The 23,092-nt window shown below is 68.5% G+C and carries 21 protein-coding genes and 2 pseudogenes; 8 read left to right on the top strand and 15 right to left on the bottom strand.

Annotation, left to right across the window (positions count from 1 at the left end):
- From FE811_RS12045 to zigA, 4 genes are all read right to left on the bottom strand, one after another.
- Nucleotides 1–218: NADPH-dependent FMN reductase (locus FE811_RS12045; protein ID WP_370362675.1), on the bottom strand; the 218-nt coding region annotated here is incomplete at its 3' end.
- An 802-nt stretch (nucleotides 219–1,020) separates the two neighbouring features.
- The gene (locus FE811_RS12040) at nucleotides 1,021–1,329 is read right to left on the bottom strand and encodes a DUF6525 family protein (protein ID WP_140847767.1); all 309 of its coding nucleotides are present in this window, start codon (nucleotides 1,327–1,329) and stop codon (nucleotides 1,021–1,023) included.
- Nucleotides 1,329–1,994, bottom strand: a complete 666-nt coding sequence (locus tag FE811_RS12035; RefSeq protein ID WP_140847764.1) for a DUF1826 domain-containing protein — start codon at nucleotides 1,992–1,994, stop codon at nucleotides 1,329–1,331. Before FE811_RS12035 ends, FE811_RS12040 begins: the two co-directional genes overlap by 1 nt.
- Before the next feature lie 61 nt (nucleotides 1,995–2,055).
- Nucleotides 2,056–3,279: a zinc metallochaperone GTPase ZigA gene (gene zigA / locus FE811_RS12030; RefSeq protein WP_140847761.1), complete on the bottom strand. Its 1,224-nt coding sequence runs from the start codon at nucleotides 3,277–3,279 to the stop codon at nucleotides 2,056–2,058.
- A 333-nt stretch (nucleotides 3,280–3,612) separates the two neighbouring features.
- On the opposite strand from zigA, the gene FE811_RS12025 reads away from it, so the two are divergent.
- Nucleotides 3,613–4,947 (top strand): GTP-binding protein, encoded by a 1,335-nt coding sequence (locus FE811_RS12025; protein WP_140847758.1) that lies wholly within the window; start codon nucleotides 3,613–3,615, stop codon nucleotides 4,945–4,947.
- Nucleotides 4,948–4,972: 25 nt separating this feature from the next.
- On the opposite strand, the gene FE811_RS12020 is transcribed toward FE811_RS12025, so the two are convergent.
- Entirely contained in the window at nucleotides 4,973–5,980 is a 1,008-nt protein-coding gene (locus FE811_RS12020; RefSeq protein WP_140847755.1) for a GlxA family transcriptional regulator, read from the bottom strand.
- A gap of 127 nt (nucleotides 5,981–6,107) precedes the next feature.
- Between FE811_RS12020 and FE811_RS12015 the strand changes: the two genes are divergently transcribed.
- Nucleotides 6,108–7,271, top strand: coding sequence for an S-(hydroxymethyl)glutathione dehydrogenase/class III alcohol dehydrogenase (locus FE811_RS12015; protein WP_140847752.1), 1,164 nt, complete (start codon nucleotides 6,108–6,110; stop codon nucleotides 7,269–7,271).
- A gap of 476 nt (nucleotides 7,272–7,747) precedes the next feature.
- On the opposite strand, the gene FE811_RS12010 is transcribed toward FE811_RS12015, so the two are convergent.
- Entirely contained in the window at nucleotides 7,748–8,644 is an 897-nt protein-coding gene (locus FE811_RS12010; RefSeq protein WP_140847748.1) for a nickel/cobalt transporter, read from the bottom strand.
- Nucleotides 8,626–9,291, bottom strand: coding sequence for a DUF1007 family protein (locus tag FE811_RS12005; protein ID WP_181180858.1), 666 nt, complete (start codon nucleotides 9,289–9,291; stop codon nucleotides 8,626–8,628). Before FE811_RS12005 ends, FE811_RS12010 begins: the two co-directional genes overlap by 19 nt.
- 213 nt (nucleotides 9,292–9,504) lie before the next feature.
- Here FE811_RS12005 and aztA point away from each other — a divergent pair, with 213 nt between their 5' ends.
- From aztA to FE811_RS11985, 4 genes are all read left to right on the top strand, one after another.
- Nucleotides 9,505–10,275, top strand: coding sequence for a zinc ABC transporter ATP-binding protein AztA (aztA, locus tag FE811_RS12000; RefSeq protein ID WP_140847742.1), 771 nt, complete (start codon nucleotides 9,505–9,507; stop codon nucleotides 10,273–10,275).
- Nucleotides 10,275–11,138, top strand: coding sequence for a zinc ABC transporter permease AztB (gene aztB / locus FE811_RS11995; RefSeq protein ID WP_140847739.1), 864 nt, complete (start codon nucleotides 10,275–10,277; stop codon nucleotides 11,136–11,138). Before aztA ends, aztB begins: the two co-directional genes overlap by 1 nt.
- Nucleotides 11,139–11,157: 19 nt before the next feature.
- Entirely contained in the window at nucleotides 11,158–12,087 is a 930-nt protein-coding gene (aztC, locus tag FE811_RS11990) for a zinc ABC transporter substrate-binding protein AztC (RefSeq protein WP_140847736.1), read from the top strand.
- Nucleotides 12,088–12,162: 75 nt separating this feature from the next.
- Nucleotides 12,163–13,395: a metallochaperone AztD gene (locus FE811_RS11985; protein WP_140847734.1), complete on the top strand. Its 1,233-nt coding sequence runs from the start codon at nucleotides 12,163–12,165 to the stop codon at nucleotides 13,393–13,395.
- Between the two features lie 57 nt (nucleotides 13,396–13,452).
- Here the strand turns inward: FE811_RS11985 and FE811_RS11980 are convergent.
- The 6 genes and pseudogenes from FE811_RS11980 to FE811_RS11955 form a co-directional block, all read right to left on the bottom strand.
- Nucleotides 13,453–13,725 (bottom strand): annotated as a pseudogene (locus FE811_RS11980) (alkaline phosphatase PhoX); the annotation flags it as partial.
- Nucleotides 13,726–13,873: 148 nt separating this feature from the next.
- Nucleotides 13,874–16,321, bottom strand: coding sequence for a TonB-dependent siderophore receptor (locus tag FE811_RS11975; protein ID WP_181180857.1), 2,448 nt, complete (start codon nucleotides 16,319–16,321; stop codon nucleotides 13,874–13,876).
- A 97-nt stretch (nucleotides 16,322–16,418) separates the two neighbouring features.
- Nucleotides 16,419–17,348 carry a FecR domain-containing protein gene (locus FE811_RS11970; protein ID WP_140847728.1) on the bottom strand — a complete coding sequence of 310 codons (930 nt, stop codon included), beginning with the start codon at nucleotides 17,346–17,348 and terminating at the stop codon, nucleotides 16,419–16,421.
- A gap of 55 nt (nucleotides 17,349–17,403) precedes the next feature.
- Nucleotides 17,404–17,685, bottom strand: coding sequence for an RNA polymerase sigma factor (locus FE811_RS28265; protein ID WP_255469721.1), 282 nt, complete (start codon nucleotides 17,683–17,685; stop codon nucleotides 17,404–17,406).
- A gap of 25 nt (nucleotides 17,686–17,710) precedes the next feature.
- Nucleotides 17,711–17,920 (bottom strand): annotated as a pseudogene (locus FE811_RS28720) (RNA polymerase sigma factor); the annotation flags it as partial.
- 248 nt (nucleotides 17,921–18,168) lie between these two features.
- The gene (locus FE811_RS11955; RefSeq protein ID WP_140847719.1) at nucleotides 18,169–19,029 is read right to left on the bottom strand and encodes a DMT family transporter; all 861 of its coding nucleotides are present in this window, start codon (nucleotides 19,027–19,029) and stop codon (nucleotides 18,169–18,171) included.
- 121 nt (nucleotides 19,030–19,150) lie between these two features.
- Between FE811_RS11955 and FE811_RS11950 the strand changes: the two genes are divergently transcribed.
- Nucleotides 19,151–20,545 (top strand): PLP-dependent aminotransferase family protein, encoded by a 1,395-nt coding sequence (locus tag FE811_RS11950; RefSeq protein ID WP_255469720.1) that lies wholly within the window; start codon nucleotides 19,151–19,153, stop codon nucleotides 20,543–20,545.
- Nucleotides 20,546–20,786: 241 nt separating this feature from the next.
- Nucleotides 20,787–21,302 (top strand): GNAT family N-acetyltransferase, encoded by a 516-nt coding sequence (locus FE811_RS11945; RefSeq protein WP_140847716.1) that lies wholly within the window; start codon nucleotides 20,787–20,789, stop codon nucleotides 21,300–21,302.
- A gap of 48 nt (nucleotides 21,303–21,350) precedes the next feature.
- Here the strand turns inward: FE811_RS11945 and FE811_RS11940 are convergent, their stop codons facing one another.
- Entirely contained in the window at nucleotides 21,351–22,022 is a 672-nt protein-coding gene (locus tag FE811_RS11940) for an HAD-IA family hydrolase (protein WP_255469719.1), read from the bottom strand.
- 82 nt (nucleotides 22,023–22,104) lie between these two features.
- The gene (locus FE811_RS11935) at nucleotides 22,105–23,091 is read right to left on the bottom strand and encodes an alcohol dehydrogenase catalytic domain-containing protein (RefSeq protein ID WP_140847714.1); all 987 of its coding nucleotides are present in this window, start codon (nucleotides 23,089–23,091) and stop codon (nucleotides 22,105–22,107) included.
- Nucleotide 23,092: the final 1 nt, after the last annotated feature.

Raw genomic sequence — 23,092 nt, 5'->3', positions numbered from 1 at the left:
TCGGCATCCTCGGGCAGCGGCAGGCCGTTGGCGTGGAACACCTGCGTCTCGCAGCCGAAATGCCGCAGCAGGCGCTCGGCCTCCAGCGTGGCGAAGCGGCTGCAGGAGCGTTCGCGCAGCGAGCCGTAGAGCAGCAGGATGCGCGGCGGATGCGTCGCGCGGGGAGTGTCCAGGATCGGCCCGCTGGTCGAGGTGCCGGTGCCGATCCTGCTGGTCAACGCCGCCCTGTGGCTGGGCGGCCGCTGGTTCCCCGAACTTGCCGCGAAGGAGGCCCGCGCATGATCCCCGACCTGCCGAACCTGTCGCCCGACTGCCTGCGCGCGCCCGCGATCCCAGCCATCCCCCCGAACGAAGCATAGGGCCGCTGCGCGCAGGACCGCGTCCATTCGTCGGCGAAGGCAGCCCGACAGGCGGCGTGGTCTTTCGTCCCATCGCGACCAGCGCATCCAGCAGCGTCGGCTGGTCGGCATGGCGACGGTGCCCTGCCTTGCTGTCAGCCCGCTATACTCGGACCTTGCAGGCCTTCCGTCCGACACCCTTGGGAGAGGACAGTCGATAGGCCGTGTAGTGACCCGGATCATCCATCCTGACGGATATTGCCCCATCCGCCAGGTCGGGCGGGTCGCAAAGAGCGTGCTGATCAGGCGGCCGCCGCGAGTCCAGCCACCGCTGCAGCGGTTCGGACGGGGCAAGCGGCAGGCCGTCGCGGGACAGATACGGATCCCCGTCGAAACCTTGGGGCCATCGGCGGGAGACCTGGGGGGCTCGACCGCGCTCGGCCCGTGATCGCCATCCGTATCCCGCCCCAGATCGGCCAGGATCAGCAGGGTGCTGGGCGCGTCATGGGCCCAGCTGACCTCGGCCACCCAGGGCGTCCCCGGTCATCGAGGCGCAGGGTCAGGGACGCATCCACAAAGCCATGCGGATGCGCGGCAGCCGCGGCGAGCACACAGCCGGAAAGTCCGGCGATCAGGCGGGGCAGCCCCACGGCCCTTTTGCGCAGGCGAATGGCAAGGCAATTCACCGGCGCGGGAGGGCGCTTTCGCCCCCGGCCGTCTGCGCGGCGGCAGGCGGCGGGAAGCCCCAAATCCGCGGCGCGTCCCGCATCAGCATCCGCGCCTCGATCAGGTCGAGACGTCGGCAGACGGCCTCGGCATTGCCCGCGGTCTCGCCCAGAAGCTTCTGCCACAGGCGCAGGGCGGAAGCCGGGCTCCAGGGCAGCGCCGCCTGCGCCAGCCAGCGGCGCAACTCGGGCGGCAGGCGGTCGTATTGCTTGATCGGGCATGGCCTGCGGCGGCGGCGCAGCGAGGTGGCAAGGTTGCCGCGCATCAGTGCAGCCTCCGCGCCGCGGCCGGGTCCACGGCCGGATCGAGCGCCAGGAACAGCCGCACCTGCCCGGTTCCGGCGATGGGCGGGGAACGGTGCAGCAGCCGCGTGACCTCCATGCCGGGCCACAGGGCGCCGCGCAGGATCGCGGCCTCGCCGGCGCGCATCTCGCCGGCAGGCACGACCTGGCCACTGGCATCCTCCAGCCCGAATTGCGTCCCCGGCCCGCGATAGGTGCAAAGCAGCCGGGCGGGCATCTGGTCGACATGGAATTTCCGGCAGGCATCCGTCGTCACGGCTTCGAAGCGGATATGCATCAGCGGGTTGCGCACGACCTGGGCAAAGACCAGCGCCAGCGCGCCGATATCGCTGGCCAGCAGGTCTCGCATCGTCCCGGCGGGCAGGCCGGAGCAGTCGCAGGCGGCGTGGATGCAGTTCTCGGCCGCGCGGAAATCCACCAGGGCGCGCAGGGCCGGCAGTTGGCCGACCGGAATGCCCTCGATCCATTCGGCGAAAGCGGGAGAGAGGCGGCGCCGCCAGATCGCGGCGCCCACCCCCGGCTGCGCCACCTGCTGCAGCACCAGCCCGCTGTCGGATTCGCGGATTTCCCGCGCCTCGGCGGCATCGGGGCCTGGAGCTTGCGGGATTGCGGTATCGGTCTTGGTCATGCGGCTGCTTCTCCTCTGGTCCGCTTCTGAGGGGGCATCCCAGCCCCCGCCCTTGCCGCGCTCAGGCCACGCGACGCTGGCCCCATTGCGGAAAGGGATCGGGAAGCCTCGCCCAGGCTTCGGGCGTGAAGTCCCAGGCCTCGACCAGGGCATCGTCCAGGGCCTGGGTGATTGCCGCAGGGTCCATGCCCGCGCCGATGAACACCAGCTCCTGCCGGCGGTCGCCCCAGGGTTCCTGCCAGTTCCTCGCCACCTCGGCGAGGCTGTCGGGATGCGTCGGCCAGCGTTCGCGCGGCACCGAGGCCCACCAGCCACCCAGAGGCGTAACCGAAGAGACGACGCCGGCCAGCGAGAACTCCACCGCCCAGTTCGGGCGCGAGGCGATCCAGAAATGCCCCTTGGCGCGGATCACGCCGGGCAACTCGCCGTTCAGCACGTCATAGATCCTGCGCGGGTGGAACGGACGCCGGGCACGATAGACGAAGGAGGAAATGCCGTATTCCTCGGTCTCGGGCACATGGTCGGCGAAACCGTAAAGCTCCTTGGCCCACATCGGATGCATATGCGCCTTGTCGAAGTCGAAAAGCCCGGTGTCGAAGATCGCATCCGCCGCGACCCGGCCGAAATCGGTCTCGATCAGCTTCGCATCCGGGTTCAGCGCCCGCACGATCTTGCGCGCCCGGTCCAGCCGCTCCGGCCCGGCATCGCTCGCCTTGTTCAGCACGATCACATCGGCGAATTCGATCTGGTCGGTCAGCAGGTTCACCAGCGTGCGCTCGTCCTCCTCGCCAAGGCTCTCGCCGCGCTCGGAGATGAAATCGTCGCTGGCGAAGTCCTTCGTCAGGTTGATCGCATCGACCACGGTGACCATCGTGTCGAGCCGGGAAACATCCGACAGGCTCTCGCCGTTCTCGTCGCGGAAATCGAAGGTCGCGGCCACCGGCAGCGGCTCGGCGATGCCGGTGCCCTCGATCAGCAGATAATCGAAGCGGCCCTCCTCGGCCAGCTTGCGCACCCCTTGCAACAGGTCGTCGCGCAGGGTGCAGCAGATGCAGCCATTGGTCATCTCGACCAGCTTTTCCTCGGCCCGGTTCAGCTCCGCCCCGTCGCGCACCAGATCGGCGTCGATGTTCACCTCGGACATGTCGTTGACGATGACGGCGACCCGGCGGCCCTCGCGGTTGTTCAGGATATGGTTCAGAAGCGTGGTCTTCCCCGCCCCCAGGAAACCGGACAGGACGGTGACGGGCAGGCGTTTGTCGCGCGTTTGCTGGCTGGCTGGCATGGCATCCTCGTAAATGTAATGTTATTACGTTACTCAAATAGCCAGAATCACCGGGACCTGCAATGCCGTTTTCAGGCCGGCCCTGCGTCGGACAGGTCGAGGAAGGCAGCCGTCTGGCCTCGAAATCGGCGCCGACGGGCTGATCCCGGCCGTCACCAATGCCGCCACGACCGAGGCCCATGCGCCCAGCCTGATGACCGTCGGATGGCCGGGCGCTGGTTCTAAAAACCCGCGCATGCCTCGCCCAATTCATCATGAGAATCTGCATGACTAATATCTTTCAACATACTGATAAACATTGACTCTGTATCCGCGTGAGATGCGGCATCCTGCATGCAACCGGGCGGATCGTGGTGCTGGAAGGCGACCCCTCTTCCAGGCCCAGAAGTTTCCATCGCGCGAGGCCGCAGGCAAGCGCCCCGCCAGTTGACCCGCTTTCATTCAGGACGACATCATGCCGCAGGCTCCGGTCACGATCCTCAACGTTTTCTCGGCGCCGGAAAGGCCACGCTCATGCAGAGCCTGCTGGTGCAGGCCCGCAGCATGCCGGGCGTCCGGCCAGGCGTCATCGTCAACGCGATGAGCAAACTCGCCGTCGATGGCGCAATCCTCGACACCAGCGATGCGATCTCGCGCCGCGACCCGCGCTTTGCCGCCATCCCGGCCGGCAGCATCAGCGGCGCGCAGGGGCTGGAGCAGTTCGTCCGCGCCGTGGACAAGGTGACCGCGCAGGGGGACGCCACCCATATCCTGATCGAAACCTCGGGCAGCACCCATCCTTGGCCGCTTCTCGAGGCGATCCGAGCGCATCCCGCCCTGCGGCTGCACGGCTTCCTGTCGGTGGTGGACACGGCGACGCTGGCGCAGGACCACGACCTGGGCCGCGCCATCCTGCCCGCCGCCTCGCGCCATCTGGTCGCCGGCCAGCGCGGGATCGAGAACCTGCTGGCCGAGCAGATCATGTTCGCCAGCCGCATCCTGCTGAGCAAGATGGACCGGGTGTCCGGCGAGACGCTGCGCACTGTCGCGCAGGCGATCCATCCGCTCAACCCCTTCGCCGACATCATGGGGATGCAATGGGGCAATGTCCGGCTGGCCGATGTGCTGGCCCTGCCGCCCTATGACCATGCGCGCGTCGCCGCCCTGGGGGCGGAACTGACCGACTGGGACCGCAGCCGCGGCACCGCCTCGATGTCCGGGGCCGAGGATTATCGCATCGACAGCATCGTGATCGCGGACCCCCGCCCCTTTCACCCGCAAAGGCTGTGGCAGGTCTATAACCACGCCCTCGGCACCGGCATCCACCGCAGCAAGGGCTTCTTCTGGCTGCCGACGCGCGACCGGCTGCAACTGCTGTGGAACCAGACGGCGGGCAGCATCGGGCTGGAGATCGTCAACTACTGGAAAATCGCCGCGCTTGAGGACAACAGCCTGAACCTGCTGCCCGAGGAACGCCAAGAGATGCGCCGCCGCCTTGCCGGCATGTCGCCCGAATTCGGCGACCGGCGCTGCCGGCTGACCGTGATCGGCGACCGCGACGGGCTTGCGGCATTCGCCGATGCCGTCAGGGAATGCTTCTGCACCCCTGCAGAGGTCGCGGCCTGGAGGGCGGGCAAAGCCTTCGACGATCCCTGGCCGGCAAGCACGGCGCGATTGTCGCAGCGGTAAGCCGCGCTGTCCTGCAATGCGCCCTTCAGGCCGGCCGCGTCGTCCTGAAACGGTCGCGATAGTCGCGCGGCGTCAGCGAAAACCGGCGCAGGAAGGCCTTGCGCAACTGCTCGTCCGAGGTGAAGCCGCAGCGGAAGGCGATGGCCTTCAGCGGCAGGTCGCCGTCCAGAAGCAGCGCCTTGGCCCGCTCGCAGCGCGCGCCTTCCAGATAGCTGGCCGGGGTCGTGCCCAGTTCGGCGGCGAACAGGCGGGTGAAGTTGCGCGGGCTCATCCCGGCGCGGGCCGCCATGTCGGGGATGCGCAGGGACCGGTCCAGGTTGGCCAGCAGCCAGGACTGGATGTCGCGCATTCCCGGCGGGCCGCGCATCTGGCTGGTCAGGGCGGCGCTGAACTGCGACTGCCCGCCCGGCCGCTTCAGATAGATCACCAGGTCGCGCGCCACCGCCAGCGCCAGATCGCGGCCGAAATCCTGCTCGACAAAGGCCAGCGCCAGGTCGATCGCCGCCGTCACCCCGGCCGAGGTCCACAGGCTGCCGTCCTGCACGAAGATCGCGTCGGCATCCACGCGAACCTTGGGAAAGCGGCTCTGCAACAGCTCGGCCACGCTCCAATGCGTCGCTGCGCACCGTCCGTCCAGAAGCCCCGCCGCGGCCAGGAAGAACGACCCCGAGCAGAGCGCCGCGAAGCGTTCCGCCTCGAAGGCCCGCCTGCGGCACCACTCCACCAACCCGGCTTCCCGCGCCAGCGCCGCCTGGATGTCGAGCGCCCCGGCGACCATGACCGTGGCCAGCGGACCTTCCGGCAGCGGCCCCGCCTCCAGCGAGATCAGCGTGTCCGAGGGCACCATGCCGGGCTGGCGCGCAGCCAGCACGATGTCATAGCGGCGCGGATCGCCCCGCTCGGCCAGGTGGCGGTTGGCATAGCTGAGCACATTGACCGGCCCGACCGCCTCCATCGACTTGAAGCCAGGATAGACGACGACATGCACCCGGTGGCTGTCCCTGCCGGGCGCGGCTGGCCCCTGCCTTGTCATTCGCTTCCCGCCCCCTGGCCTGAACATCGGCAACCCTGTCCGAAATCGACCGGCCGAGCAGGTTCCTGCAATATCCGAAACGTAATAACATTACTTCACTGGATGCAAGCCGAGGAGACTGTCCGAGATGAAAACCCGCGCCGCCATCGCCTGGGAACCGAACCGCCCGCTGGAGATCGAGGAAATCGACCTTGAAGGCCCCAAGGACGGCGAGGTCCTGGTCCGCATCGTCACCACCAGCCTGTGCCATACCGACATGTTCACCCTGTCGGGCAAGGACCCCGAGGGGTTGTTCCCCGCCATCCTCGGCCATGAGGGCGTCGGCATCGTCGAGGAAATCGGCCGCGGCGTCACCTCGGTCAAGCCGGGCGACCACGTCATCCCGCTTTACATCCCCGAGGATCCCGACTGCCCCTATATCAAGTCGGGCAAGACCAACCTGTGCCAGACAATCCGCGAGACGCAGGGCCGCGGCGTGATGCCCGACGGCACTTCACGTTTCTCCTATAAGGGCCGGATGATCCATCACTACATGGGCACCAGCACCTTCAGCGAATATACGGTGCTGCCCGAGATCTCGGTGGCCAGGATCTCGACCGAGGCGCCCCTGGCCAAGGCCAGCGTCATGGGCTGCGCCATACCGACCGGCATGGGCGCAGTCAGGAACACCGCCAAGGTCCAGCCCGGCGCGACCGTCGCAGTCTTCGGCCTGGGCGCGGTCGGCATGGCGGTGATCCAGGGGGCGAAGATGGTGGGCGCCGGCCGCATCATCGGCATCGACACCAACCCCAGCAAGTTCCCGCTGGCCCGCGGCCTGGGCGCGACCGAATGCATCGACCCCAAGGAGTTCCAGCAGCCGATCCACCAGGTCGTCATCGACATGACCAACGGCGGGGTGGATTATGCCTTCGAATGCATCGGCAACGTGAACGTCATGCGCTCGGCGCTGGAGTGCTGCCACAAGGGCTGGGGTGAATGCACCGTGATCGGGGTCGCAGGCGCGGGCGAGGAAATCGCCACCCGTCCGTTCCAACTGGTGACGGGCCGGGTCTGGCGCGGCTCGGCCTTTGGCGGGGTGCGCGGGCGCAGCCAGTTGCCCGGCATGGTGGACGAATGGCTGCGGGGCGAGTTCAGCGTCGATCCCTATATCACCCACAACATGACGCATGAGCAGATCAACACCGCCTTCGACCTGCTGCACGCAGGCGAGTCGATCCGCTCGGTCATCCATTTCCGCCCCGACGAGACGATGCGGGTCAACAGCCTGCCCGGCAAGATCGTCCCGGCATGAGCGGATGAGGTAAATCCCCGGACATCCTGCATGTCCGGGGTTCGGAGCATAGCCTCTGCAATGGACTGCGCCGAAGCCGGCCAAACTGGGAAGATCATCGCCCGATGCCGCATCGATCCTTTTGGTGGTTCCCGCCATGCCGGGACCACCTCGACACGCGGCAGCGACGGGCGGAGCTTCACCTAGAGGTGCGAAACCATGCCGTTCAGATAGAGCGACAGGGCATATGCCGTCGCTCGGGCCTCGACTGCCAGCCGCTCCCGTCCCTCGTTTTCATCCATGAAATGGGCTCCGAGGCCGCGTGTCGTGCATCCTCCAACGAGCGCAAGGACAAGAACGGCGTTGGCAATTCGCGTTGGCGCTCTCTTCTTCGATGAAATGTTTCTGCCACGACGGCAGGTATCGCCGGATACCGAAGCCGACCCCTGGGGAAGGCATCCCGGCTGGTCCGGTCGGGTAGCCGCGCCAGGATCGGATCAGAAGGGCGCCTGGACCAGGCGAAACGCCGTCGCGAAGGCGAAGATCGCCACCAGGCCGCCGAAGGCGACCTCGACCAGGCCGGCGAGGACCGAGGCGCGGCCGAGGGACGGCAGCGAGACCTGCACCCCGCGGCGCAGGGCGACTGCGATGACCGCGGCAAGGCCCGTCACCATCATGGTGCCGATCCCCATGGCATAGGCCCCGGCGATCCCGATGGCATCCAGATCGAGCCGCCAGGTCAGGATCAGCAGGAACAGCGCCCCGGTGCAGGGCCGCAGGGCCACTCCGGCGACCAGCGCCGCGGCTTCGCGCCAGGACCGGATTGCCCGAACCTCCTGCACATCGGGGACATGGGCATGGCCGCAGCCGCAGGTTTCGGAATGCGTGTGGCCATGCCGGTGCCGGCCCGCGGCCAGCCGGCGCAATCCCCGCCAGCACAGGATCACCCCCAGCAGGGCGATGGCCGCAGCCGAGAACGGCTCGAGACCGGCCGCAGCGCCCTCGACGCGGTCGCGCGCGCCGCCGAAGATCCAGACGCCCGTATAGACCACGGCCACCGCGACCGTCGCCTGCGCAAGGCTTGTGACAGCGGCAAGACCTACCATGCGTCTCATCGGCACGTCCGTCGCGACCCCGTAGGCGCCGATCAGCGCCTTGCCGTGGCCCGGCCCCAGCGCATGCAGGAAGCCATAGGCGAAGCAGATGCCCAGGAATGCCGTGACCGCCCCGGCCTCGCCGCCCCGCAGGGCGCGCAAGGCCCGCGCCAGCGCGTTCTGGTAGTCGCGCTGCCAGCCCAGGGCCATGCGGGCGACGCGGTCGTCCAGCCCGGTCCAGAGAACCAGCCCGGCCACCACCGCCAGCGCAAGCAGGGCGATCAGGACGGCCTTGCGCATTCCAGCCTCATGTCGTCGGCGAAATCGCCGCCCACGTCGGGGTATTTGCCCTGGTCCATGATCTCGTCATTGCTGAGCTTCGCCAGCTCGTCGCCATATTTGCGCTGCGCTGCGGCGATGTCGGCCTTTTCTATCTCGATCCGGCAATCGTCCCGGCCCCGGATTTCCGGCGTCCCGGCCAGCTCGTAGAAGGTATAATAGGTCGGATCGTAGACCTGCGCGACGATCCGCCCGTCCTCGGGCCCGATCCGGTCCAGAAGCGGGCGGATATGGCTCACGACCAGCCGGCCGTCGCGATGGCGGACCTCGATCTCCATCGGCCCGGACAGCGCGACCGGCTTTCCGTCATGGGTCAGGTAAAGGTCGCCGGCGAAATCCTCGGGCCAGTCGCTGAACATGGCGGTCAGGCGGGCGGTCTCGTCATCGGTCAGCACGCCGTTGCCGTCAGCGTCCAGCTCCATGTCCTCGACGATCAGCATCGAGGAAAGCTCGTCGAAGACCCAGGTCACGCTGACCGCCCCCATCCTGCCCTCGCCGTCGAAGTGAAAGGTCAGGCCGGTGTCGATGAAGACATGTGGATGCGCCTCGGCCCTTGCAAGGACAAGGGCCGACAGCAGGGACAGCAAAGCAAGCCGCAGACAACGCATGGCGGCAGACTTTAGGCCGCGGGCGCCGTTTCGACAAATCACAAAACTGGCGCGTCGGCATGTCCTTGCCGGCATCCCGCCCGCGTTCCGGCCTCAGCCGCCGTTTTCTGACGCCGGGACGCGCGACGGCCTCTCTTGCCCTTCTCTTATCGTAATGTAATAACATCACGCAAATTCGAGTCTGTCATGCAGCGACGCCCGGAGCCGCCTGAAATGAACCCCCGCACGGCCGATGCCTGTATCACCTTCGAGGATCTGACGGTCGGCTATGGCAGCCACGCCGCCGTCCATCACCTGACCGGCCAGGTGCCGCGCGGCGCGCTGCTGGCCGTGGTCGGGCCGAACGGGTCGGGCAAGTCGACGCTGGTCAAATGCATCACCGGCCTGCTGGCGCCGATGAGCGGCACTTGCCGGGTCGCCACAGATGCCAGCCTTGCCTACCTGCCGCAGCAATCCGAACTGGACCGCAGCTTTCCGGCGCGGGTGGTGGACCTGGTGGCGCTTGGCCTGTGGCACAAGCGCGGCCTGCTGGGCCGGCACCGGGCCGAGGATCGCCGTGCCGTGGCGGATGCCTTGCGCGCCGTGGGGCTGGAAGGCTTCGAGACCCGCCCCATCGACAGCCTGTCGGGCGGACAGTTGCAGCGCGCCCTGTTCGCCAGGGTTCTGGTGCAGGATGCCGATCTGATCCTGCTCGACGAGCCCTTCAACGCCATCGACGAAAAGACCATCCGCGACCTGATCGGCCTGATCCTGCATTGGCATGGCGAAGGGCGCACGGTGGTCGTGGTCGTCCACGATCTCGATCTGGTGCGGGCGCATTTCCCGCAGGCGCTGCTGCTTGCCCGCCGCCCCATCGCCTGGGGGCCAAGCGCCGAGGTGGTGACGCCCCAGAACATGCAACGCGCCCGGCAGTTCCAGGAAGCCTGGGACGACGACGCCCCCTGGTGCGAGCCGTCCCCCGCCCCGGCCAGAGACGTGGCGTGATGGTCGACTGGGTCGTGGCGCCTTTCATCGAATTCGCCTTCATGCAGCGTGCGCTGGCGGGGGCGCTGCTGCTGTCGCTGTCGGCCTGCCCGGTCGGCGTCTTCCTGATGCTGCGCCGGATGAGCCTGACCGGGGACGCCATGTCCCATGCCATCCTGCCGGGCGCGGCGGCGGGCTTCCTGCTTTACGGGCTGGAGATCGTGCCGATGACCATCGGCGGGCTGGTCGCGGGCGCCATCGTGGCGCTTGGCGCCGGCGCCGTGGCACGGCTGACGGTGCAGAGGGAGGATGCCTCGATGGCGGCCTTCTACCTGGTTTCGCTGGCCATCGGGGTCGTCATGGTCAGCCTGCGCGGCTCCAGCGTCGATCTGATGCATGTATTGTTCGGCACGGTGCTGGCGCTGAACGACGATGCATTGTGGCTGATCGGGCTGGTCGCCGCCGTCACGCTGGCGACCACGGTGCTGCTGTGGCGGGCGCTGGTGGCGGAATGCCTCGACCCGCTGTTCCTGCGCTCGGTCTCGGGTCTGGGCGGGGTGGTGCATTTCGTCTTCCTGGGGCTGGTGGTGCTGAACCTGGTCGCCGGGTTCCAGGCGCTTGGCACGCTTCTGTCGGTCGGGCTGATGATCCTGCCCGGCGCTGCGGCGCGGTTCTGGGTGAACGATGCCGTCGCGATGTGCGTCGCCTCGGTCGGGATCGGCATCGTCTCATCGCTGGGCGGGCTCCTGCTGTCCTATCACGCCAGCCTGCCCTCGGGTCCGGCGATCATCCTCTCGGCCGGGGTGGTCTATCTCGTCTCGCTTCTGACCGGGCCGCGCGGCGTGCTGCGGCCCGCCCTGCCCCGCCGCCACCGGACGGCCTGACGCCATGAAAGGATATCCCATGAGAGATTGGCTTCGCCGCATTGCCGCCTGTGCAGCCATTGCGTTTTCATCCCTTGCGGCTGCGCAGGCGGAACCGCTGGACGTGGTCGCCACCTTCTCGATCATCGGCGATTTCGCGGCAGAGGTCGGCGGCGACCGGATCAGGCTGAAGGTGCTGGTCGGCCCGGATTCCGACACGCATGTCCATGAGCCGCGACCGGCCGATGCCATCGCGCTGGCCGGCGCCGATGTGGTGCTGACCAACGGGCTGGAATTCGAGGGCTTCCTGACCCGCCTGATCGCCGCCAGCGGAACCGATGCCGCCGTCGCCACCCTGACCGACGGGGTCGAGACGATGGAGGAGCCGGGCGGCGGCCATTACCACTATATCGACGGCAAGGCGGTCTTCCATGCCGGCGCGCATGATCCCCATGCCTGGCAATCGGTGCCGAATGCCAAGGTCTATGTGCAGAACATCGCCGCAGCCTTCTGCGCGGCCGATTCCGAAGGCTGCGCCGCCTATCAGGCAAATGCGGCCCGCTATATCGGCGAACTGGACGCCCTCGATACCGAAATCCGCAGCGCCGTCGCCGCCCTACCCACGGACCGCCGCACCGTGGTGGTCGCCCACAACGCCTTCCGCTATTTCGAGGCCGCCTATGGCGTGCATTTCCTGTCGCCGCAGGGCGTCTCGACCGAATCCGAAGCCGCTGCGGCCGATGTGGCGGGCCTGATCCGCGAGATCCGCGACCGCAAGGCCGCGGCCATCTTCGCCGAGAACATCAGCGACACCAGGCTGCTGGAGCAGATCGCGGCCGAGGCCGGACTGCCGCTGGCAGGCACGCTCTATTCCGACGCGCTGTCCGGCCCGGACGGCCCGGCGCCCGACTACATCGCGATGATGCGCCACAACGCCGGCGCCATCGCCGCGGCGCTGGCCGCCCGCTGACCAGATTTCCGCCGGGACCAGCCATTGCCCCGTCCCGGCGCCTTCACCCCGATCCACCATCCAAGGAGACCATCCATGCTCAGACATCTCGCGGGCGCCAGCGCCCTGGCGCTGATCCTGGCCGGCGCGGCTTTCGCGCAGGACCATGACCACGATCACGGCCATGAGGACGTCACGCTTTACCGCGTCTTCGTCGGCGATCACGAAAAGGCCCAGGTCACGGCGTTCGACCTGTCCGAACCCGATCACCGCTGGATCTTCCCGACCACCGGCCAGGTCAAGCTGTTCCCGGTGGCGGGCGGCGCGGTGGTGGCCGCGGTGCAGTCCGATGCCGACACGGTGCAGTTCATCCGCAGCGGCATCGCGTTCCACGACCACGGCGACCACCGCGACATCGAGGTCGGCGATCCCGCGGCCATCGACGCCAGCCTGACCGGGCCGCGGCCCTTCCACCTGGTCGAGCACGACGGCAAGGTGGTGCTGAACTACGACCAGGGCGGCTATGCCGAGATCCTCGACGGCCACGCGCTGGCCGAGGGCAAGGTCGAGCCGGTCAGGTTCCCGCAGGCCCGCGCCCATCACGGCTTCGTCGCGCCCATGGGCGACAGCTGGCTGTCCACCGTCGCCTCGGACGAGAAGGTCGAGGGCGACGCCTCGGTGCCGCGACTGGGCCTGCAGGCCTTCGACGCCGAGGGCAAGCCGGCAGGCGACCTGGCCAGTTGCACCGCGATCCATGGCGAGGCCTTCTCGGGCGCCTATCTGGCCGCGGGCTGCAAGGAAGGCGTGCTGACCGTCAAGGCCGGCGCGAACGGCCCGGAATACAGGCTGCTGCCCTATCCGGCCGACCTGCCGCAGGGCGTGACCACCGGCACGCTGCTGGGCTCGACCGGCATCCAGGTCTTCCTGGGCAATTACGGCCCCGACGGGCTGGCGGTCATCGACCCGGTGGACGAGCCGCATTACCGCTACATCAAGCTGCCTTTCCGCCGGGTGGATTTCGCGCTCGACCCGGCCAGGCCCTCGACCGGCTACGTGCTGACCGAGGACGGCAGCCTGCACCGCATCGACCTGCTGAAGGCCGAGATCGCGGCCAGCGCCAAGGTGACGGAGCCCTATTCGATGGACGGGCATTGGAACGACCCGCGCCCGCGCCTCGCCATGGCCGGGGATGAAATCGTCGTCACCGACCCCAACGCCGGCCTGGTCCGCCGCATCGCGACCGAGGACCTGACGGAACGCGGCACCGTGCCGGTCGAGGGCAAGCCCTACAACATCGCTGTGACCGGCGGCAGCGGCGTCACGCACTGACGCAGGCACGACACGAAAAGGGGGCGACGAACCGCCCCCTTTGCTTCCCGGCCTCGGTTAACCGATCCGGCCGCCGCCCTGTTTCGTGATCGCCACCACCGCCGGGCGCCCCGGCATGTCGTCGCGGAAATCCGGCCAGCGGGTGGACAGGTCCTCGTAATAGGACGGGCGGCCGTGGCCCTCCCAATCCTCGCCGCCATCGCCCGGATGCTGCACCGCCACGAAGAAGGTGGCCAGGTCCGGCGTCGGACAGGGGCCGCACATCTCGGCCCCCACGGGCACGCGATGGAACAGCGGCGAGGTGCAGCGCCTCCTGCCCTCGGCATCCACCGGCGCGGCGACGGGCGGCTTTGCCGGAAGATGCCGGTCAATGCCCCGCGCCCGGACGCCGCCGCCCGAGGACAGCGGCATGGCTTTGCCCCGTTTGCCCAGCCGGCGCACCGGCGCAAGGGCCGATGGCGAACAGCCCGACCCTGCCCTAGAAATCCACCGAAGCGGAAAGCTGGAAGGTTCGCGGCGCGCCAAGCGCCACCACATTGCTTGCATTGGCGCCCGCCCAGTAGCTCTGGTCGAAGAGGTTCTTCACCCCGCCGTTCACCGAGACCTTCCTGCCGCCCAGGACCGTCTCATAGCGCATGCCCAGATCGACCCGCGTCCAGTCCGGGATCCTGATGGCATTGGCGTTGTCGACATATTGCGACGAGGTGTGGATCAGCCGCCCGCTGAGCGTCAGCCCTTGCACCCAGGGGGTATCCCATTCCAGGCCAAGGTTGACCGCCAGGGGCGCGGCGCCGGGCGCATGGTTTCCGTCATGGGCGCCGTCCTGCGTCCTGGTCAGGCGGGCCTGCGTATAGCTCACGCCTCCAAGCGCGCGGAGTTCCGGCGCGATCTCGCCCATGATGGCCCATTCGATGCCGCGATTGCGCTGCTCGCCGTTCTCGCGCAGCGTGGGCAGCGGCGCCGTGGCGTAATCGACCAGGGTGCCCGGCTTTTCGACCTGGAACAGGCTGACGGTGTTGATGAAGCCGCCGGTCTCCAGCTTGGCGCCGATCTCGACCTGGCGGGTCTTGTAGGGGGCAAAGACCTGCCCGGCGTTCTGGTAGGCGGCATCGACGACGGTGCCGGGCGACAGGCCCTCGATATAGCTGCCGTAGAAGGACAGATGTTCGCTGGGCTTGACCACCAGCCCGACCATCGGCGTCCAGGCGCTGGAATCGTAGCTGCTGGCGACAAGGCCGGTGGCGGTGTCGTAGCTGTCGGACCGGACCTTCTGGTGGCGGATGCCCAGCGTCAGCAGCGCGCGGTCGTCGAACAGGGACATGGTATCGACGAGGGCCAGGCTGGTCATCGTCGATTCGGCGGTCTTCAGCGGCGCGCCTGCCGGGTCCGGCCAGAGGGTGATCGGCAGCGGATCGTAGATGTTGGTCGGGTTGCGGGCAAAGGTGACGCTGGATGCCAGCTCGCGCTTCTGCCGCGCGGCGCTGACGGCAAAGCGATGCTCGACCCCGCCGGTAGAGAACGCGCCGCGCACCCCGACCTCGGCCGAGCTGCCATCCGATTCATAGGGCCAGTCGGTCACGTTGACGGCGGTGTCGCCGTTCTGGGCCAGCGCGATGGCGATGCCGCCGAAGAAGCCGCTTTGCCGGAAACGCTGCTCCCCCAGCCTGGAATAGGCGGTGACGCCGTCGGCAATGTCCAGTTCGGCCTGCAGGACGGCGCCCTGGGTGGTGTAGTCCGACCGGATCCCCGGATAGATGTTGGTGTTGCCGGAGGGCGCGGCGGGCATCTCGGTCAGGCCGGCCGCCGGAGAGGCGTAGAAGGCGATCCCGCCCTCGGTCTTTTCCTGCAGGTGATAGGCGTCGAGCGAAGCGCGGAAGCGCCCTCCCCGATAGTCGAGCCCGACTGCGCCCACCGGAACCTTGCGCGACTGGCCGTCGATGAAGGTTTCGCCGCTGCGATAGCTGCCGTTGACGCGCAGGCCCCATTGCCTTTGCGCGCCAAGGCGCCGGCCTACATCCACATGCGCGCGCAGGGACGAATCCGAATCGAGCCCCATGGTCAGCCGCGCAAGGGGTTCGTCCCCCGCGCGTTTCATGACCAGGTTGATGCCGCCGCCGACCTGGCCCGACGGGGTGATCCCGCTTAGCAGCGCATTCGGGCCCTTCAGGACTTCGACGCGCTCGACGAATTCGACCGGAAGGCTGCCCGACAGCGGGGCAAGGCCATAGAGCCCGTTGATCGCCGCCTCGCCCACGTTCATGTCGAAGCCGCGGATCTTCACGTTCTCGGCCGAGCCATAGGCCGGGGTGGCGCGACGCACCGAGGGTTCGTTGTCCAGCACGTCGGCGACCGTCGCGGCCTGCTGGTCCTGGATCAGCTTGCTGGTATAGCTGGTCTGGTTGAACGGCGTGTCCATCACGCCGGTATTGCCAAGGATGCCAAGCGCGCCGCCCGAGGCGACCTGCCCGCCCGCATAGGCCGGCGGAACGTCCCAGCTTCCCATGCCCTCGCCCTGGATGACGACGGTGTCCAGCAGGATCGAGCCGGGCTCGGCCGCCGCCGGTGCCGCGGGTGTTTGCGCCAGGATGCTGACCGTCCGGGGATTGTTGAACCGATAGCCGAGCTCGGTGCCCGCCAGAAGCCGGGCCAGCGCGGCCTCGGCGGTCATGCTGCCGCTGACGCCGGGGCTGCGGTGGCCGGCGACCACGCGCTCGTCGAAGAAGATCTGCAAGCCGCTGGCCCGGCCGAAGCGGACCAGCGCCGCAGAAAGCGGCTGGGCGGGGATGGCGAAGCTGCCTGTCCCGGCCGTTTCCTGCGCCGCCGCCGCCGGCGCCGTCAGCGGCATGGCTAGCGCCGTCGATGCCAGCAGCATCGCGGTGGCGATCCCCAGCCAAAATCCCGGCAACCCCTTGCGTGTCCGTTCCATCCTTGTCCCTCTTGCATGTGCCATGACCGGCTTTCTTCGGCCCTCGCATGGCAGACACCTGGGAACGGAAAGGTCATTAAGGCGGCGGTGAAAAAAATCATCCGCCGCGGATGAGGGTGATCCCGCCGGGCAGGTTGACCATGCGCAGGTCCAGGGTCTGGACGATGGTTTCCAGCGCCGCATCCGGCGCGTTCGTGTCGAAGATCGCCGTGACCGGGACCGCCGCCACCCCGCTGCCCCAGGCCGAGATGCTGCCGCCGCGCCAGCGCGCGATCTCGGCCAGCACCTCGCCCAGGGGGGTGTTGCGAAAGATCATCCGCCCCTGCCGCCAGGCGCCGATGCTGTCCGGCTCTGCCTGCACCGGCGGCGCGATGTAGTCGCGGCCATAGCTGGATTGCCAGCCCTGGCCCAGTTCGACCGCAGGCAGGCCCGGCAGCTTCAGCGAAACCGCGTGCTCTGCCACCGCGACGTCGACGCGGCCGCCCTGCAGGCAGACGTTGAACCGCGTTCCCAATGCCGCCACCTCTCCGCCCAGGGCCCGGACCGCGAAGGGCCGCGGGTCGGGCGCCACGGCAAAGAACCCCTCGCCTCGCAGCAGCCGGACCAGCCGCCGCTCGGGCCCCAGGTCGACCGAGAGGGCCGAGCGGCTGCCGAGATTGACCAGCGAGCCATCCGCAAGCGCGATGTCGCGCACCTCTCCGGCATCGGTGACGTGATCGGCCCGGAACCAGGGACGCGAGACATGCCAGCCGCCGGCGCCGGCGACGGCAAGGCCCGCCAGCCCGCCGATCAGGCGGTGGCGGCTGATGGCCCGGTCGCGGCGGCGCAGGGTGTCGAACTCGGCCTTGACCGGCTCCATCCCGGCCCAGAGCGCATTTGCCTCGTCCCAGGCGGCACGGTTCCTGGCCGAGGCCGCCAGCCACGCCTGGAACCGGCGCTCCAGGTCGGGCGGCGCGCGGTCGTCGTTCAGCCGCACCAGCCATTCCAGCGCCTTGCGCAGCTCGGGGGGGTCCTCGTCCTTCAGCATGCACGGATCCTGAAACGCGTTCCTGCCTCTATGGCACCCCGGCGTCGCTGGCGCATCATCCTTGCCGGAAAAAGTCGCGGCCGAGTTCGCGGCGCAGGTCGGCAAGGGCGTTCACGATCTGCACCATGACGGTATTGCGCGAAATGCCAAGCCGCGCGGCGATCTCGTCATAGGTCAGTTCTCCGAACCGATGCAGCACGAAGATCTCGCGCCGCCGCGGCGGCAGCGCCAGGATCGCCTGCATGACACGGCGCAGGCTTTCGCGGCAGACCAGCACCATCTCGGCCGAGGGCGTGTCCGAGGTGATGGTTTCGACACCGCCGGGCGGGGCATCCACGACGACCCCCCTGGCGTTCATGACGCATGTGGTTCAGCGCCAGATTGCGCGCGACGCGGGCCAGCCAGGCGTCCTGCGCGATCACATGGCCTTGGGGCATGTTCAGCAGCCGCAGGAAGGCGTCATGCACGACATCCTCGGCCGTCGCCCGCTGCCCGGTCACGCGCAGCACCAGGCGTTGCAGCCGGCCCCGCTGGCCGAGATAGAGCTTGTCGAAAGAGAAGGTCGGTTCCATCGTCGCGCGGCACCACAAAGGTTTCGGGGTGGCTGTGCTGGACGGCTTGGCTGCCTCCCTCCTACCCCGCGCCCGGCCATGACGCAACGGCCAAGCCGCGCGGGGCCTTGCGGTGGCAAGCTCGTCCCGCCAGCCACGCAGGCCGCATACCGCCGGCCTGGTGATGCCTGCGGTTTCGCCATCCATGCCGGATCATGATCGGTCTTTGCCGCAGAGGTTTCGGGAATGACGAGGGCCATGTCCGGGCCTCACGCGTATCGCTTGGCCCCGGCGACGCAGAGGACGACGATGACGGCGGATGCGATCATGGTCCAGGCGATGGGCTCGCCCAGCAGGATCGCCGCCAGCAGGAAGCCGAAGAAGGGTTGCAGAAGCTGCAACTGCCCGACCCCGGCAATGCCGCCAAGCGCGAGGCCGCGATACCAGAAGATGAAGCCGACCATCATGCTGAAGACCGAGACATAGCCAAGCCCGAGCCAGGCGGGCATGGTGATCAGGGACCATGCAGGCGGCAAGGTGAACAGGCTGATCGCCGCCATGATCGGCAGGGACAGCAGCAAGGCCCAGGAGATGACCTGCCAGCCGCCGAGCCGGCGCGACAGCGCGGCGCCTTCGGCATAGCCCAGCCCGCAGGCCAGGATCGCGGCGATCATCAGCAGGTCGCCGGCCAGCGTGCCGCCATCGCTGCCATGCAGGGCGAAGCCGGCAACCGCAGCCGCGCCGATCACCGCAAAGACCCAAAAGGCCGGCGCGGGCCGCTCGCCTCCGCGCAGCACGCCGAAGATGGCGGTCGCCAGCGGCAGCAGCCCGACGAAGACGATGGAATGGGCCGCGGTGATGTGCTGCAGTGCCAGCGCGGTCAGCAGCGGAAAGCCCAGCACGACGCCGAAGGCGACCAGCGCCAGGGACAGCAGGTCGCGGCGCTCGGGCCGGGGCTGGCGCAGCGCCAACAGGCAAGCCGCCCCCAGCAGCGCGGCGATCACCGCGCGGGCCGAGGTCAGGAACATCGGCGAGAAATCCGCCACGGCGACGCGGGTGGCCGGCAGCGACCCGCTGAAGATGATGACGCCCAGAAGGCCGCTGCCCCAACCTGCCGTTCCACGTTCCATGGCGATCCCCGCTTTACCGCCCCCGGCAATAGCGATCCGGCTCTGGCCCGGACAGGAACAATACATTACAGTTTCGACAATCCGTATGGGTGAAACGGCCCATACAGCGGGAGAAGGCGCGATGATGGACAGCCAGGAAACCACGCGCACGCAGGCGCTGATGAATGCCGTCCGCGCCAAGATCGCGAACCGGGCGCTCGGCCCCGGCGATCGCCTGCCCTCGGTCCGGGGCTTCGCGAGAACCATGGGCGTCTCGCCCTCGACCGTGGTCGAGGCCTATGACCGGCTGGCGGCGGAGGGTGTCATCCGCGCCAGGCGCGGCTCGGGCTTCTATGTCACCGGCGCGGACCTGCCGCCGATGGCGCTGGCCGAAATGGGGCCGCCGCGCGACCGCGCCGTCGATCCGTTCTGGGTCTCGCGGCAATCGCTCGATGCCGACCCCGCGGTGCTGAAGCCGGGCTGCGGCTGGCTGCCTGCCGGTTGGATGCCCCATGCCGCGCTGCGGAAAGGCTTGCGGGCCCTGGCCAGGGCCGAGGACGCCCTGCTTTCCGATTATGGCAGCACCCGCGGCGCGCCGGCCCTGCGGCGCCTGCTGCTGGGCCGGTTCGCCGACGAGGGCATCTTGGCCACCATGGACCAGGTCATGCTGACGGGCTCGGGGACGCAGGCCATCGACCTGATCTGCCGCCTGCTGCTGCGGCCCGAGGATACCGTGCTGATCGACGATCCCTGCTATTTCAATTTCCAGGCGCTGCTGCGCGCCCATCAGGTGCGGGTCGTCGGCATCCCCTTCACCCCCACCGGCCCGGACATCGTTGCCTTCGAGCGCGCCCTCGCCCAGGAAAACCCGCGGCTCTACATCACCAATTCGGCGCTGCACAATCCGACCGGTGCCAGCCTTTCGCCGCAGACCGCGCATCGGCTGCTGAGCGCGGCGGCGGCCCACGGGCTGACCATCGTCGAGGACGACATCTTCGCGGATTTCGAGCCCGCCCTGTCGCCGCGGCTGGCGATCCTCGACGGGCTGAACCGCGTCATCAGGATCGGCAGCTTCTCGAAGACGCTCTCGGCCTCGCTGCGCTGCGGTTATATCGCCGCCCGGCCGGATTGGATCGAGGGGCTGGCCGACCTGCAGGTCGCGACCAGCTTCGGCGGTCCCAGCCCAGTGGCGGCGGAGGTGATCGCAGGCGTTCTGGCTGGCGGCAGCTATCGCAAGCATATGGACGAGCTGCGCCAGCGGCTGACGCGGGCCCGGAAGGAGGCGGAGGACCGGCTGCGGCCGCTTGGCCTGGTTCCCTGGATCATGCCGCGCGGCGGCTTCTACCTGTGGTGCCGGCTGCCCGAGGGCCGGGATTCCACCGCCATCGCCCGGCGCTGCCTGGAGGAGAACGTCGTCCTCGCGCCGGGAAACGTCTTCAGCGTCTCGCAATCCGCAAGCGCGTTCCTGCGCTTCAACGTCGCGCAGCTTGGCGATGCGCGGATCTTCGCGGCACTCGAAAGGGCGATGGAAGGGTGAGAGGCTGGGCCGATCCGGCTTCGAAAACCCGATGCATTCGTGCAGCCCCTGCGCAGTGAGCCTGGCCGGTGACGGGCTTTGCAAGGCGGCGGCCTGCCCAGGGCCTGCCCATCGCCGGGATCGCCATGGAGATTGCCGCGCCACCTTCGCGACACCGAAAAAAAGCCCGCCGGGATCGCGTTGACGGTGCGCCCGCTTTGGCGGATCGTGCCCCGGTATGGCGAACAGGCAGAGGGCCGGAATGGACATCCGCGACGCAGAGGACCAGCATATCGACGGCATTACCGCGATCTACAACGATGCCGTCGCCCATACGACGGCGATCTGGAACGAGACGCAGGTCGATGCCGCCAACCGCATGGCCTGGCTGGCCGAGCGCCGCCGGGCCGGCTATCCGGTGCTGGTCGCGGTGGACGAAAATGGCGCGGTCCTGGGCTATGCGTCCTTCGGCGACTGGCGTGCCTTCGACGGCTATCGCCATACCGTCGAGCATTCGGTCTATGTGCGTGGCGACCAGCGCGGCGCCGGGATCGGCCGCGCCCTCATGCTGGCGCTGATCGAGCGCGCGCGAGACCTGGGCAAGCATGTGATGGTGGCCGGGATCGAGGCCGGCAATACCGCCTCGATCCGGCTGCACGAGACGCTGGGCTTCGAGCAGGCGGGCCATCTGAAGCAGGTCGGCGCCAAGTTCGGCAAATGGCTCGACCTGGCATTTCTTCAACTGATCCTGGACCAGCGCGACGTGCCGGGGCGGTGACGACCAAGCACCGCGATGGCCCCCGCCCAGCGGCTGGAGAGCGAAATCCTAGGGTCCGACAGGTTCCGTCGCCCTACTCAGCACCATGCCGCTGGCGCCGGACAAGACGCGAAGCCCGCCGTAACCGGTGATCGTCGGCGCTTCTTCGTCCTGGGGCACGGTATGGGGCCCGGCAATGCGGATGACCTGGGCGCCCGCAGCCCGCCCGGCCAGCAGGCCGGCTTCCGTGTCCTCGAAAACCAGGCAGCGGCCGATGTCCACGCCCAGAAGCGCAGCCCCTCGACGATAGCCTTCGGGGTCCGGCTTGCCGCGCGACACGTCGTCCGAAGTGACCATGATCCGGGGCAGCGGAAGCCCCGCGGCCGCCATCCGCCGCAGCGCCAGCCTGCGGCTTGCCGAAGTCACCACGGCCCATCGCCCCGGCGCGAGCGAGGCGAGCAGGTCGATGGCGCCTGCGATGGCGACGACCCCATCGACATCCTCGATCTCGCGCGCCTCGACCCAGGCAACCTCCTCAGCGATCCGCAGATGCGGCGGGGCGAAATGGCGCACGGTATCGACGGCGCGGCGGCCGTGCAGATAGGCAAGAACCTCGGCGACCGGCGCCCCGACGCGATGCGCCCAGCCGGTCCAGACCCGCTCGACGGCCGGGATCGAGGTCAGCAGCGTGCCGTCCATGTCGAACAGGAAGGCTTCGTAGCCTCCAGGGGTTTGCGTCAATTCCATCATCCCGCCCGATTTCCCATCCCGTGGTCTGGACCATTTCGGAACCGATCACAAACCCCGATCGCATCCCTGCCGGTCACGCCATCAGCACCTTCATGGCGCCCTTTGGCGTGCCGGCCCGGAAGACCCCGGCGATCTCGGGCAGCGGCAGGCGATGGGTTATCAGCCTGCCCAGGCCCGGACCGCAGGCCTGGATGACCTCCAGCGCCTCGGCGATATTGCGGTTCAGGGAATGCGTGCCGAAAAGCGATAGCTGGCGGCGAAAGATCTCGAAGGGGGAAATCTCGATCCGCGCCGCGGGCGGGCAGACGCCGAAATACAGCACGTTGCCGCCGTTCGCAGCGTATCCCGGCAGGCCCGCCGCCACCGCCGGCACGCCGGTCGCATCCACCGCCAGGTCGCAGCCGCGGCGCAGCCGATCCAGTTCGGCCGAGCCCTGGGGCAGCGCGCCGAGGCCGAACTCCGCCGCCATGGCCAGCCGGCTCTCGTCCAGGTCGACCATCGCCACCTCGGCCCCGCGCTGGTGCAGGGCGATGCCCATCAGCATGCCGATGGGTCCGGCGCCAAAGACCAGCGCCCGGTCAACGTGGTGCCCGGCCAGGGGCGACAGGCCGTTCAGCACGCAGCCCATCAGCTCGGCCAGGGCCGCAAGCGCAGGGTCCATCCCGGTCGCGCGCACCAACGCGTCGGACCGCACCACGCAAAGCTCGGCGAAGCCGCCGTTGCGGGTGACACCATAGGCACCAAGATTCTCGCACAGGTTGACGCGGCCGGCGCGACAGCCGGGACAATCACCGCAACCGATGTTCGGATCGACCACGACCAGATCGCCGACAGAGAAGGCGTCGACGTCAGCACCCAGGGCGACGACCTCGCCGGCATATTCGTGCCCCGGCACCAGCGGAAAGGCCGAGGCGCCGTAATTGCCCCGCAGGATCTCGATATCGGTGTGGCAGATGCCGCTGGCGCGGACCGCGATCAGCGCCTCGCCCGGACCGGGTTCGGGATCGGGCAGGGTTTCGACGGCAACCTGCCGACCCTGACGAAAGATGATGGCTTGCATA

The organism is Paracoccus sp. FO-3, from assembly GCF_006386455.1.
GTDB lineage: Bacteria > Pseudomonadota > Alphaproteobacteria > Rhodobacterales > Rhodobacteraceae > Paracoccus > Paracoccus versutus.
The sequence above is the reverse complement of the archived record's forward strand: the minus strand, read 5'-3'. Positions and strand labels throughout refer to the sequence as shown.

What these genes read in the sequence shown, in the direction of transcription:
- FE811_RS12040 (WP_140847767.1), bottom strand. Translation starts at nt 1,329, where the DNA reads ATGCGCGGCAACCTTGCCACCTCGCTGCGCCGCCGCCGCAGGCCATGC.
- FE811_RS12035 (WP_140847764.1), bottom strand. Translation starts at nt 1,994, where the DNA reads ATGACCAAGACCGATACCGCAATCCCGCAAGCTCCAGGCCCCGATGCC.
- zigA (WP_140847761.1), bottom strand. Translation starts at nt 3,279, where the DNA reads ATGCCAGCCAGCCAGCAAACGCGCGACAAACGCCTGCCCGTCACCGTC.
- FE811_RS12025 (WP_140847758.1), top strand. Translation starts at nt 3,613, where the DNA reads ATGCAACCGGGCGGATCGTGGTGCTGGAAGGCGACCCCTCTTCCAGGC.
- FE811_RS12020 (WP_140847755.1), bottom strand. Translation starts at nt 5,980, where the DNA reads ATGACAAGGCAGGGGCCAGCCGCGCCCGGCAGGGACAGCCACCGGGTG.
- FE811_RS12015 (WP_140847752.1), top strand. Translation starts at nt 6,108, where the DNA reads ATGAAAACCCGCGCCGCCATCGCCTGGGAACCGAACCGCCCGCTGGAG.
- FE811_RS12010 (WP_140847748.1), bottom strand. Translation starts at nt 8,644, where the DNA reads ATGCGCAAGGCCGTCCTGATCGCCCTGCTTGCGCTGGCGGTGGTGGCC.
- FE811_RS12005 (WP_181180858.1), bottom strand. Translation starts at nt 9,291, where the DNA reads ATGCGTTGTCTGCGGCTTGCTTTGCTGTCCCTGCTGTCGGCCCTTGTC.
- aztA (WP_140847742.1), top strand. Translation starts at nt 9,505, where the DNA reads ATGAACCCCCGCACGGCCGATGCCTGTATCACCTTCGAGGATCTGACG.
- aztB (WP_140847739.1), top strand. Translation starts at nt 10,275, where the DNA reads ATGGTCGACTGGGTCGTGGCGCCTTTCATCGAATTCGCCTTCATGCAG.
- aztC (WP_140847736.1), top strand. Translation starts at nt 11,158, where the DNA reads ATGAGAGATTGGCTTCGCCGCATTGCCGCCTGTGCAGCCATTGCGTTT.
- FE811_RS11985 (WP_140847734.1), top strand. Translation starts at nt 12,163, where the DNA reads ATGCTCAGACATCTCGCGGGCGCCAGCGCCCTGGCGCTGATCCTGGCC.
- FE811_RS11975 (WP_181180857.1), bottom strand. Translation starts at nt 16,321, where the DNA reads ATGGAACGGACACGCAAGGGGTTGCCGGGATTTTGGCTGGGGATCGCC.
- FE811_RS11970 (WP_140847728.1), bottom strand. Translation starts at nt 17,348, where the DNA reads ATGCTGAAGGACGAGGACCCCCCCGAGCTGCGCAAGGCGCTGGAATGG.
- FE811_RS11955 (WP_140847719.1), bottom strand. Translation starts at nt 19,029, where the DNA reads ATGGAACGTGGAACGGCAGGTTGGGGCAGCGGCCTTCTGGGCGTCATC.
- FE811_RS11950 (WP_255469720.1), top strand. Translation starts at nt 19,151, where the DNA reads ATGATGGACAGCCAGGAAACCACGCGCACGCAGGCGCTGATGAATGCC.
- FE811_RS11945 (WP_140847716.1), top strand. Translation starts at nt 20,787, where the DNA reads ATGGACATCCGCGACGCAGAGGACCAGCATATCGACGGCATTACCGCG.
- FE811_RS11935 (WP_140847714.1), bottom strand. Translation starts at nt 23,091, where the DNA reads ATGCAAGCCATCATCTTTCGTCAGGGTCGGCAGGTTGCCGTCGAAACC.